The 11,920-nt window shown below is 40.7% G+C and carries 12 protein-coding genes; 3 read left to right on the top strand and 9 right to left on the bottom strand.

Features of this window, described 5'->3' with window-relative positions; all coding sequences use genetic code 11:
• Positions 1-13: 13 nt before the first annotated feature.
• Complete coding sequence (locus tag I5349_RS07260; protein WP_226390081.1) at positions 14-487, bottom strand: hypothetical protein; 474 nt, start codon at positions 485-487, stop codon at positions 14-16.
• A 184-nt stretch (positions 488-671) separates the two neighbouring features.
• Between I5349_RS07260 and I5349_RS07255 the strand changes: the two genes are divergently transcribed.
• Positions 672-1,910, top strand: a complete 1,239-nt coding sequence (locus tag I5349_RS07255) for a purple acid phosphatase family protein (RefSeq protein ID WP_226390080.1) — start codon at positions 672-674, stop codon at positions 1,908-1,910.
• A 35-nt stretch (positions 1,911-1,945) separates the two neighbouring features.
• On the opposite strand, the gene I5349_RS07250 is transcribed toward I5349_RS07255, so the two are convergent.
• The 8 genes from I5349_RS07250 to pnuC all read right to left on the bottom strand — a co-directional run bounded on the left by I5349_RS07250 (position 1,946) and on the right by pnuC (position 7,504).
• Positions 1,946-2,992 (bottom strand): DUF4407 domain-containing protein, encoded by a 1,047-nt coding sequence (locus tag I5349_RS07250; protein ID WP_226390079.1) that lies wholly within the window; start codon positions 2,990-2,992, stop codon positions 1,946-1,948.
• A gap of 93 nt (positions 2,993-3,085) precedes the next feature.
• Positions 3,086-3,589 carry a hypothetical protein gene (locus I5349_RS07245; protein ID WP_226390078.1) on the bottom strand — a complete coding sequence of 168 codons (504 nt, stop codon included), beginning with the start codon at positions 3,587-3,589 and terminating at the stop codon, positions 3,086-3,088.
• 53 nt (positions 3,590-3,642) lie between these two features.
• A complete protein-coding gene (locus tag I5349_RS07240) occupies positions 3,643-4,269 on the bottom strand; it encodes a response regulator transcription factor (RefSeq protein WP_226390077.1) in 627 nt (208 codons plus the stop codon).
• Positions 4,270-4,303: 34 nt separating this feature from the next.
• Positions 4,304-5,062: a sensor histidine kinase gene (locus I5349_RS07235; protein WP_226390076.1), complete on the bottom strand. Its 759-nt coding sequence runs from the start codon at positions 5,060-5,062 to the stop codon at positions 4,304-4,306.
• Positions 5,063-5,066: 4 nt separating this feature from the next.
• Positions 5,067-5,792 carry a hypothetical protein gene (locus I5349_RS07230; protein ID WP_226390075.1) on the bottom strand — a complete coding sequence of 242 codons (726 nt, stop codon included), beginning with the start codon at positions 5,790-5,792 and terminating at the stop codon, positions 5,067-5,069.
• Positions 5,793-5,797: 5 nt separating this feature from the next.
• Positions 5,798-6,307: a hypothetical protein gene (locus tag I5349_RS07225; protein WP_226390074.1), complete on the bottom strand. Its 510-nt coding sequence runs from the start codon at positions 6,305-6,307 to the stop codon at positions 5,798-5,800.
• A 71-nt stretch (positions 6,308-6,378) separates the two neighbouring features.
• Positions 6,379-6,888, bottom strand: coding sequence for an AAA family ATPase (locus tag I5349_RS07220; RefSeq protein ID WP_226390073.1), 510 nt, complete (start codon positions 6,886-6,888; stop codon positions 6,379-6,381).
• Positions 6,881-7,504 carry a nicotinamide riboside transporter PnuC gene (pnuC, locus tag I5349_RS07215; protein WP_226390072.1) on the bottom strand — a complete coding sequence of 208 codons (624 nt, stop codon included), beginning with the start codon at positions 7,502-7,504 and terminating at the stop codon, positions 6,881-6,883. Before pnuC ends, I5349_RS07220 begins: the two co-directional genes overlap by 8 nt.
• 237 nt (positions 7,505-7,741) lie before the next feature.
• On the opposite strand from pnuC, the gene guaB reads away from it, so the two are divergent.
• Together guaB and I5349_RS07205 are read left to right on the top strand one after the other, a co-directional pair.
• Entirely contained in the window at positions 7,742-9,217 is a 1,476-nt protein-coding gene (guaB, locus tag I5349_RS07210) for an IMP dehydrogenase (RefSeq protein WP_226390071.1), read from the top strand.
• A 198-nt stretch (positions 9,218-9,415) separates the two neighbouring features.
• On the top strand, positions 9,416-11,872 hold the full coding sequence (locus tag I5349_RS07205; RefSeq protein WP_226390070.1) for a TonB-dependent receptor: 2,457 nt from the start codon (positions 9,416-9,418) through the stop codon (positions 11,870-11,872).
• The last annotated feature ends 48 nt before the right edge of the window (positions 11,873-11,920 follow it).

Raw genomic sequence — 11,920 nt, 5'->3', positions numbered from 1 at the left:
TTAGTTATTGTGTTTATACCAATTTAGCGGGTGCTCCCAGAACACGTCCTTGACCAATTGCTTCTTTATCTAAAGAGGAGCCTATCATCCATCCTATAAATAGCCCTCCAACTGTCCCCGCTATTAAGCCAAACTGTGTTTGCAAAAACACATTGAAGAATAATCCTAGTATCATTCCAAAAAGTAGTCCGCCACCACCAAATGCATTGGAGTAATGACCTTTCATCACCAAAGCGATTTTTTGATTTAAGAATTTTTGAAAAGTGGCGAGATACTTTTTTAAGGAAGCCTTACGATCTGCGAGAGCGACATCCATCGGTAGTTTTTCAAGTTCCCGCTCTATCACTTGTATTTGGGTGGCTGTCAGCTCTCTATTTACTAGATCTTCCAAGATCAAAATATACTGATCATATAGTTTTAAGGCTTTCTTGTCTTCTGTATCAGATCTTAAACTATTGAAAAAATCTAAAGCTGTTTTTAACTGCATGTCATTCTGTAAAATTGAACTTATAAATATTTGATTTTCAATATAAAGAAAAAAGGTGATTTTTGACTTTTTACTTTCCCCCAATCCTTAAGTAATCATTCATTACCCTTTTGTTAAGCTTTACGTAAATCATGGTTTTCAAGCATTTTTATCGCATTTTTGGCTTTTGACAAGCGACAATACCATGAAAAAAATACTACTCTCTTTGTTTTTGGCTGGAAGTTTTGCGGCTCAAGCACAGCTAAAGCAACCCGCACAGACGCCAGACCGCATCATCCTCAACATGATGACAGATCCTGCTACCTCTGTAGCGGTGACTTGGCGGACGGCACCAAGTGATGCCCCAGCTCAGGCTCAGATCACACTCGCTACAGCAGCACCTACGCTCAAAGACAGTGCAAAAACTGTGATGGCCAAGAGTACCATCGTTGATTTTGATAGCTTAGTCAGTCAGTTTCACTCAGTCAACTTCACTGGTCTCCAGCCAGAGACCCTCTATGCCTATCGAGTAGGAGATGGAGAAGTCTGGAGCGAATGGCTACAGTACAAAACTGCCGCTGCTGAGGCTAAGCCCTTCTCTTTTATCTACTTTGGAGATGCACAAAACGACCTCAAGTCCATGTGGTCTCGTGCCATCAGACAAGCTTACAGTGATCTGCCTAAGGCGAACTTTATGCTCCACGCGGGTGACTTGATCAATGGCTACCAGATCAATCAAGAGTGGGATGAGTGGTTTTATGCTGGAAGCTTCATCCATGGGATGATCCCAAGTATCGTCACTCCTGGCAACCATGAATACTACGGGCCAAATAGACGTGGACAACTAAACCCTTACTGGCAAGCGACTTTTAGCCTGCCTGCAAATGGTCCAGCTGGATTTGAAGAGACTGTCTACTATATCGACTACCAAGGTGTGCGTATCATCTCTCTAGACTCCTATCGCATCATTGGCAGCGAGGTAGATAGACAAGTACAGGCCGAGTGGCTCAAAAAAGTACTTGAGAACAATCCAAATAAGTGGACGATCATCACCTTTCACCATCCTGTGTACTCTACCGCTCGCGGAAGGGACAATAAAGAGCTGAGAGATTCCTTCAAGCCTATATTTGATGCTTATAAAGTAGATCTGATCCTACAAGGTCATGACCATACTTACGCCAGAGGAAACAATGCGCCTATCGGTGTGCAAACGCAAGACCAATGGACGGGAACGATGTATGTCGTCTCTGTCAGTGGCCCTAAGATGTATGAGCATGGAGAGGATGCCTGGTGGGACAAAGGCATCATGCAAACGCAGCTTTATCAGTTGATCAGCATCGATGGAGATGAGCTCAAGTACAATGCCTACAAAGTCACTGGTGAGCTGTTTGATCACTTTACGTTGCGCAAGCAAGCCAATAGGCCAAATATGATCATAGACTAATCAAAAAAGGCTCTCAGTGAACTGACAACCTTTTTTTATACCTCTTGAGCTTGATGAAGCTGGGCTGATTTTCTGGCTACTTCTTTTGATTTATCCTGATTTAGTGCCTCTAGGTAATTCTCCGTATCAAAATTTGACTTAGCCATGAGTCTGACTTTTCGTTTAGAGTAGTTGTGCTCAACAGGTTCCAAAAGATCATCATAAGGTCCACGGCTAGAGATCAACTTCACAAAAACTGGCGCAGTCTCTATGGCTATGAATAGCAACATGATGAACCAATTCGCCCAAAATATAGCCGTACTTTTTTTGGTGAGGATCTGTAGGGCATCTAACTGTGCAGCGAGACCATTGTAAGGCTTGCGCTCAAGCGCTATGATCTCCGCATTGATACTTTGGTCTAGCTGTCCTTTTTGCATTTGCGTTTCACTGAGTGCTAGTTCCATGGCTTGGAGTTCTAAGTCAGCTTTGTTAGCATCTGCTTTTTTAGCCAAGTATATCGGGCCGAGATTAGGTCTTCTAGAGCCCCCTGTCCCATCAGCTTCTTGGAGTGCTAGCATTTCCAACTGATCTCTTTTGGCTTTTTGAGCCACTATCGCACGTTCTTGTTGTATGATCTGACTATCTAGTCGTGCTAGCTGTTCTCCATAGCGTGCTCTGAGCGTATCTTCTTGTTGCTTCCAGATTGCTTGCTCTTGGATGATGAGTTCTGCTTGGATCTCTTTTTCGAAGATTTTCAGCTCAAGTGGCTTAGAGATGACTATGGCCAACAAAACCGCCAAGAAGATTCTTGGAGTTGCAGTCTTCCACTCTTGCCACTTTTGATCGCTCTTTTTCATGCTTGACACAATGTAGCGATCTAGGTTGAAAATCATCAGTCCCCAAACCAAGCCAAACAGTGCAGCTATCCATACTTGATCAAAGACTGTATATAGTGCATATCCAGCAGAGATGGCGGCTAGTAGTCCTGTAAAAAAAATAGTGGCTCCGATGCCTGCATACTTTTCAGTATCTGTAGGGGCTCTTTTAAGCAAAGAAAAATGCGCCCCAGAGCAAAGCCATAGAAAATGCCTCAGCTTATTCATATGAAAGGTTTTAAAGTGAAACAATAAGCTTAATAGGGGGCTTACGATAGCTAAACTAGCAAAATAATGGCTTTATTGTAGCTCACAGATTAATTAATTTTTTTCTACACTAGAGAGCATCAAAGACTTGCGTTGCTTCCAGTATAGCCAGCCAAATACTCCTGTGCCAGCTACTCCAAGTAATGAGAGTATTTCAAAGAACCTCCTTGTCCCACCTTCATTGTCTACACGATATTGTGCATCTTGATAGGCTTGTTGTGCGTTGGCTAATTTTCTATTGAGAAGCAGTACTTGATTAGCGAGGTCGGCATTTTCTCCCACTAAGTCAAACTTCTCATTTTTAGTCAGGATGGTGAGTTCATCCACTATTTCATTGTCCTTTCTTAAGATACGCTCTAGAGTGCTGATGGTCTTTTGCATATCAGCTTTGGTACGATTGCCAAAAAAACCACTTTTTTGCTTTTGACTTTCTTCCCAAGCTTCATTTAGCAAGTAGCGTTCTTGAAGGAGTTTTTCTAACTTTTCGGATTGCTGAGCGGCTACTGACAAAGTGGTAAAAACCAGCAATAGACCTAAAGAAAACTGTTTAAACTGCATGTATTTACTTTTTGCACATCCATCAGCAAAGTACATGCCTAAGCACTTTTTGATCAAAGATTTAATTCGAGGGCTACACGGATCAGATCAGCGAGATTTTTAGCTCCAATTTTAGCATTGATGTTTTTGCGATGAGTCTCTACCGTGAAAACACTCAAAAATAACTCTTCAGCAATTTCATTATTGGTTTTTCCATCCTTGATGAGCTTGAGAATTTCGATTTCTCTACGAGAAAGTTTCAGCTTTTTCTTATAGCTATCATAAAAAGCGTCTTCATCTACTTGCTTAAGTACACGCTGGTAGCTCAGCAAGTGTCTATCTTCAAATACCTCTCTGATGATATAAATGAGCTCATCAGGATCTGCATCTTTGAGGATGTAAGCACTTATTCCTTCCTTTTCACAGCTTTTGAAGATGTTTTCTTCATCATACATAGAGAGGATGATGACTTTGACGGGCAGTCTACGAGACTTAATCTCCTTGAGTGTAGCGATGCCGTCCATATCAGGCATATTGAGATCTAATAGGATGATATCCGACTGCATTTTCTCCAGATGACGCAGTGCACTTAGACCGTTATTAAACACTCCTTGCACTTCAAAATCCGATTCTTTGCGAAGTAGATTAGCTACTCCTTCGGCAAATAAAGTATGATCATCCGCAAGTACGAGTCTTATCATTTCAAGTCAATCTTTGCTTGAAGATAGCGTATAATCAGAGTAGAGGCAATTTTATTTTGACATTTGTTCCGAGGCCAGAAAGGCTTTGAATTTGAAAGTCTCCTCCTATAGCCATGGCTCTACTGTGCAAGTTATAAAGTCCACTTCCTGTGCTTTTTTCTGCTATATCGAAGCCGACTCCATTATCACTGATTTCGATCATGAGTTGATCACCTTGAGTAGCTAGCTTAAAGGTGATTTTATCTGCTTGTGCATGCTTGAGGACATTGTTAAGCACCTCTTGGATGATTCTAAAAAGAACTACTTTTCGATTGGTGAGCAAGGCTGATGACTCCTCAGCTACTTCACGAACCGTTTTGATAAGGCCTGTATTTTCTATCTTATCCAGCTCCTGATGTATAAATGCTTGCAAAGAAATCTCCTCTGCCCAGCTGAGATTGAGTCTTTTGGACAGTGCGCGGACTTCCTTGATCGCTTGAGAAAGTAATGGTTTTGCTTGATTTGCTTCATCTTCCAAATTGTGCGTCAGGTTGAGCTTGACGAGAGATAGTATTTGACCAATATTATCATGAAGCTCCTGCCCCACTAAATGAAGCGTTTCCTCCTGCATTTCAAGTCTTGAAGTCAGTAGGATTTGCTCATGCGTAGCTTTCAACTCTGCTACTTTTTGTCTGTTTTTGAGCTGTCTATTGCGGTGAATGAATACTAGCAGGATGATAAATCCCGCCATCAATAGCATAAAAAAAGTACTCGCTAGTATGATAAAAGTGATCTGAGAGTAATCCTGCTCCATAGATTCAAGCTTTTTGGTCTTCTTTTGACTTAAAGATATCCTTTGGCAAGCCTAATCCAAGGTCTTCATCTCGTTTTCTAGGTTTTTTTAGCCATGGTGCATGAAAAGCTAGACCGATCGCCAGATATAGTGTCATGCCCATGATCTGATTGATCAAAAATAAACGGAGCGCTACTTCCATGCTGAGCGTAAATAGATAATTGACAGAAATAAAATAGATCAGCGTCCCCGCAAAATAAAACAACATGAAGCTGGTCATCCAAAAAGGTGTGTAGCTCAGCAAGTGCAATTCAATCAAGCTTTCCTCTGCGAAAAGCTCATAGAAAAAATACACGGCAAAAATCAAACATGCTGCATAACCTAATAAAAAAGAGGAAGCATTAAAGTTGGTCTGGATATCAATGAATAAATTAGAAATCAGGCCTACTGAGATCACTAGGATGATAGCTGATATGACAAACTTCTTGACTAGAGTGCCATGCAGTATCAAATAAAAATAGAGCAAAAATCCACCCATGAGAAGTGGGTTGAAGAGGTTATAAACCCAGAGATTATACTGTCCTTTGACATTGAGTGTATAGCCATAGGTCTCCACTATCAGCACCACCGCTAAGAGTGTTGTGATTACAAAATGATAAGTTTGCGGGGCTTCTTTTTTGGGCAAGATATAATATAGCAATGCCAAAAGCAGTCCTAAAAAAAGCACATACTGGTAGATGATCGATAGCATATAGACTATTCAGGGCAGTTATCTAAATCCGCCAAATCTGAACAAGGATCACTATTGCAGTTAGGAGGGCAGAGTTGACCTGCATTTTCTAAGCTATCAGATTTATCTAGCACATGCGGTATTACTAATGATTTTTGTACCGGGCTTGGTTTGATATCTACGATCTCATCACCTACTTTATTAGAAGCTACAAGCGCTAATGTAAGTCTACCAATATACTTATTTGGATTTTTGGGAGGAGCTGTCTCTTCATCATACTGACAAAAATACATCTTGATACCACCATCATTTCTATCCGTAAGTGCTAGTAGCTTTTCTAAAGTATCGCGATCAAACCAGACCCACTTTGATTGGTTTTTGATATCTTCTCTATTGGGTGGGTTACCTGGAGTAGATCTAGCAGGACCTTTACCTGCTTTGCCTGCTTTAATCTCGCTATTGTAGCGATTGATCATTTTTTTAAAATCTTCAAAAGCTAATTTTTCATCAGCTGCAGATTGTCTTTCTTTTTCCATAGTTGTTTAGATAAGCACTAAAAATAAGGAAGTTATCCTCTCTGCCAAATACCCAGTACTTTGTATTTGTCCTAAGCTGTCAAAAAACTAATCGCTTGAGCCAATCTTTCCTCTACCGTACCACTAATGATTTGATAGGGTTTACCTGTTTGCTTGACTAGTTTAACATAAAGATTAAAAAAGTATTGGCGCATCTTTGGATCAGGGTGTTCTCTGAGTGGATCAGCTTCCCAAGGCATATCGATATCTGTGACCAAATAGGTATCATAGGACCTTTCTTTGATTTGGTGGAGTATCCACGGATCACAGGTGCCATACTTATGTTCACTCCATACCTTGACCACATGCAAGTCCGTATCACAAAATAGCCAATCATCAGCTCGATAAGCTAGCTGATCTTCAAGTGCCATTTGACCCTTGGCGATTTCTAATAAATCTGCTTTAACATATCTACCGCCTCTTTTGATCAAATACTCTCTAGCATACTCAGGCACCGCAGGCGCTGCAAAATGCTCGGCTAGAGCAGAAGTAAGCGTACTTTTCCCTGTTGACTCGGGCCCGATGATGACTACTTTACGCATGATTGGTATTGGCTTGTCTAGCTGATTTTATCCAGGCATCAAGTCCCCAGATGGCTAGTCCTGTGAATACTAAGAATTGAAAACTTGTGAGCCAAAGATTTTTGTAGGCATACAAAGGAACAGATACTAAGTCTGTGATGATCCAAGCGATCCAGTTTTCCACTTTCTTTTTGGCCATCAGCCACATCCCTACAAAGGCACTCGCGGTAGTAAAGGAGTCCCAATAAGGCACATCACTGTCTGTGTAGTTTGACAATACCCAATATAGAATGGCGTAAGAAATGAGTAGGATAGTGATGGACAGGATATTTTCATTGAGACTATTCCAAGTGATCTTAGGGCTGGTACCACTTGCTGTAGGTCTCGTCCAAGCATACCATCCGTAAATACTCATCACAAAATAGTAGGCATTGATCCCCATGTCTGCATAAAGCCCTACTTCTAAACAAATCCACACATAGATCAAGGTAGACACTAGACCTGTAGGGTACACTAGGATGTTTTCTTGCTTAGAATACCACACGCTTGCAAGGCCAAAAATCACTGCGATCAACTCTCGCCAAGTCATGGCAGAGAAGCCTTCTTGCATGCTGATATATATATCTTGAAAAGACATGGGTTAAAATTTTGTGCTAATTAAACATTTTAGCTGTGGATAAAAAGTCAAGCGTGGCTCTTTTAGGCTAATCATAAAATAGTCAATCCATGATCAGGTCTTAGATTTATCAAAAGAATCTTCTAATTTTTTCATACTCAGAACGAAATTTGAAATAATATTTCCAAATATATTTTTTGATCAAGTGCTTTTGCGTAATTTTGACCGGCAAGTAAGGTTCCTATAATCCTATTTGCTATGAGCACAAACGACAAATTTATCTTCGATGCACTCACTTATGATGATGTGCTCCTCGTACCAGGTTACTCTGAAGTACTCCCTAGAGAAACCCAAACTTCCACACAGCTTACTAGAAACATCAGATTGAACATCCCTTTGGTATCTGCGGCTATGGATACAGTCACAGAAGCAGAGCTAGCGATTGCGATAGCATTAGAGGGAGGTATCGGATTCATCCATAAAAACATGAGCACAGAAGCACAAGCTGCCCAAGTGCGTAAAGTCAAAAGATCACAAAGCGGGATGATCTTAGACCCTGTCACACTCCATATTGATGGCAAGGTAGCTGATGCAGAACACATCATGCGCGAATACAAAATCGGTGGTATCCCTGTCATCGATAGCCAAGGCATGCTCAAAGGCATTGTGACCAATAGAGACCTTCGCTTTATTAAGGATCCAACACTTCCGGTGAAGGGCATCATGACCAAAGACGGCCTCATCACCGCTAAACTTGGTATCACACTCAATGAAGCAGAGAGCATTCTGCAAGAATATAAAATCGAAAAACTTCCTATCGTAGATGAGCATGGCAAGCTCACAGGACTCATCACTTACAAGGATATCTTGAAAAGAAGAGACAAGCCTCATGCATGTAAAGATGAGTTTGGCCGACTAAGAGTAGGAGCCGCAGTAGGTGTGACACCTGATCTGATAGATCGTGTGACTGCCCTCAAAAATGCAGGCGTAGATGTAGTCAGTATAGACACTGCCCATGGTCATAGCAAAGGTGTCATAGATGCTGCTAAAAAAGTAAAGCAAACCTTCCCAGACTTAGATCTCATCGTAGGTAATGTAGCCACAGGAGAAGCTGCTAAAGCGCTAGCAGATGCAGGAGCTGATGCTGTCAAAGTAGGTGTAGGTCCTGGCTCTATCTGTACTACACGTATCATCGCAGGTGTAGGTGTACCACAACTCTCTGCTGTATTTGAGTGCGCCAAAGCGCTAGAAGGTACTGGAGTACCTGTGATTGCAGATGGTGGTATACGCTACTCAGGTGACTTGGTCAAAGCTATCGCAGCAGGAGGAAGCTCTATCATGATTGGTTCTCTCCTTGCTGGTACAGAAGAGGCTCCTGGTGAAGTGATCATCTTTGAAGGCAGAAAATATAAATCATACAGAGGTATGGGCTCACTTGATGCCATGGAGGCTGGATCTAAAGACAGATACTTCCAAGATGCCGAAGACAATATCAAAAAGCTAGTGCCAGAAGGTATCGTAGGACGTGTCGCTTATAAAGGTCTAGTCTCTGAAGTACTCTATCAACTAGTAGGAGGATTGCAAGCGGGAATGGGATACTGTGGTACCAAGACGATTGAAGACTTACAGCGAGATGGTAAATTTGTCAAAATCACTGCTGCTGGTGTCAGAGAGTCGCACCCTCACGATGTCATGGTGACTAGAGAAGCGCCAAACTACAGCGTAAAGATGTAATACCAAATAAACTTTTATATAGAGGCTGAAAGCATTTGTTTTCAGCCTTTTTTATTTATTAAACACACATTATCAAAACTTTACATTGAAATCCCCATTCAGACAACTCAACGACCGCTTATAAAACTAGTGTCTCATTTTGAAAACATGGTATGAAATTTACGTGTTTAAACATGTATTCAAAATCGAAAATTGATCATGCGTTTATTTTTACAAAAAGGGATTATTACTGTAGCAGTACTTTTGACTAGTATGATGGGACTTTATGCCCAGCAAGGGACTATCAAAGGAGTCTTAGTAGACAAGTCTAATCAAAAGCCTGTAGAGTTTGCCAACGCAGCACTATTGAAAGCTAGTGACTCTACAGTAGTCACTGGAGCAAATACCGATTTAGATGGTAGCTTTCAGATCAGAGGCTTAAATACAGGTAATTATATCCTTAGACTGAGTTTTGTAGGTTATGAGTCTTTATTTAAGACTGTCAACTTGTCTGCTAATAATCTGAATGTAGACTTAGGTAAATTAGCTATCGTCTCTGAAGGTCAAAACTTAGAAGAAGTAGTCGTGCAAGCGAGTAAGCCACTCTTCGAAAGTGATATCAATAAGCGAACTTTTAATGTAGAAAACAGCATCGTATCTGAGGGTGGATCTGCTACAGATATTTTAGAGACTATCCCTTCTATCACAGTCGATCAAGACGGTGGTATCGCCTTGAGAGGTAGTGGGTCTATCCTCGTGCTGATTGATGGTAAGCCTTCTTCTCTTACAGGAACAGATAGAGGCGCTATTCTTGACCAATTACCTGCTAATATCATCGCTAAAGTAGAGGTGATCACCAATCCATCTGCCAAATATGACGCAGAGGGTGTTGGAGGTATCATCAACATCATCTTGAAAAAAGATCAAGTCCAAGGCTTTAATGGTAACGTAAACGCTTCGGTCGGAACTAGAAATAAATACAATGGCGGTGTTAACTTAAATTACCGCAAAAATAAATTTAACTTCTTCGGAGGATACAGCTACAGATATAACGAGCGATTTAATATCGGAGAAAACTCTAGAGAAAATACCAATTTTGAACAAGCTACTTTCCTAGATCAAAATACTCGTGGAGATAGAAAAGATATCGACCATGTCTTCAGAATAGGCGCTGACTATAATATCACTGATAATACCTCTTTTGGTCTTTCTTATGTGTACAACACCGAAGATGAAAATGACACTGAGCGTATCGAGTTTAGAAATCTCAATTTTCAAAGAGAAATAGACAGCTTGTATGTGAGAAATAATCTCCAAAGAGAATCAGGATCAAACTATGAAGTAGCAGCTAACTTCATGCATAAGTTTGATACCTCTGGCACAGAGCTATCTGTCATAGCCTCCTATTCTGAAAATGGCAGAGATGAGTTTGAGTTCTTTGATCAAAGAGCACTTAATCCAGATTTCACTGAGGCTCCATTTGATCCATTTATTCAAAGAAATACGAATACAAGAGCTAATTCTTTCTCAATAGTTCAAGCAGACTTTATCAACCCATTTAGCGAAACTGGTAAGTTTGAAGCTGGCTATAGAAGTACTTTCAGAAAAGTGGATAGGGACCAACTCTTTGAAAACTTTGACAATGAAGCTCAAGAGTACCAATTGAATAATGACCTATCAAATAGATTCATCTTTGATGAGCAGGTACACGCGCTCTATGCGATATACACGAATGAAATAAATAAGTTTGGCTATCAGTTTGGCTTAAGAGCTGAGCAGACACTCACAGAATCAGTCACTTTCTCTGATCAAGGTCAAACAGTGCAACCATTTGAAAACAACTACGCTAATCTATTTCCAAGTGTCTTTTTCTCTTACAATCTTGGTGTAGAGCAGGATATCCAACTAAACTACAGCAGAAGAATCCGTAGACCTAGCATTTGGAACCTCAATCCATTTGTAGATAATTCAGATCCGCTCAATATACGATTTGGTAATCCTGAGCTTGACCCTGAGTTGACAGACTCTTATGAGTTAAGCTATTTGAAAGGTTGGGAAAAAGTATTTGTCACTTCATCGATCTTCTATAGAAATACGCAGGATATCATCCAAAGAGTGATCTCGGTAGATGAAAACAATGTCTCAACAGTCACTTTTGATAACCTAGACAGTAGAACTGCCTTTGGTGTGGAGTTTATTAATAGAATCACCCCTAGCAACAACTTCGATGCGACACTGACTTACAACCTATTCCGTCAGCAAGTAAATGGCAATAGCTTGGGCACCAACTTCAACAATGCCAATATCAGCTGGTCACTAAACCTTCAGTCAAACATCAAAATTCCTGAGATATTAGACATCCAAGTACAGGGTTTCTACAGAGGACCTATCGCATTAGCACAAGGAATCCTCAAAGATTTCTATTCTATCAACCTGGGTTTGAGAAGAGATATTTTGAAAGACAAAGGTACCATCAGTATGAATGTCAGTGACGTCTTTAACACCAGACGATTCGAAGTAGAGACTTCTGGAATTGGCTTTAGTCAACAAAGTCTGAGAAGAAGAGAAAGTAGAATCGCCACACTGACTTTCACCTACAGATTCGGTGGATTTAAAGAAAAAGAAGGTAGAGCAGATGCCGGAGGAAATGGTGGAGACCAAGACTACGGATTCTAAAATATTCATCGAGAGGAGCTTTTAAGCTCCTCTTTTTGTTTATAAAGT

Origin of the sequence: Penaeicola halotolerans (assembly GCF_016464625.1) — a bacterium.
GTDB lineage: Bacteria > Bacteroidota > Bacteroidia > Cytophagales > Cyclobacteriaceae > Penaeicola > Penaeicola halotolerans.
This window is presented reverse-complemented; position numbering and strand designations above follow the sequence as displayed.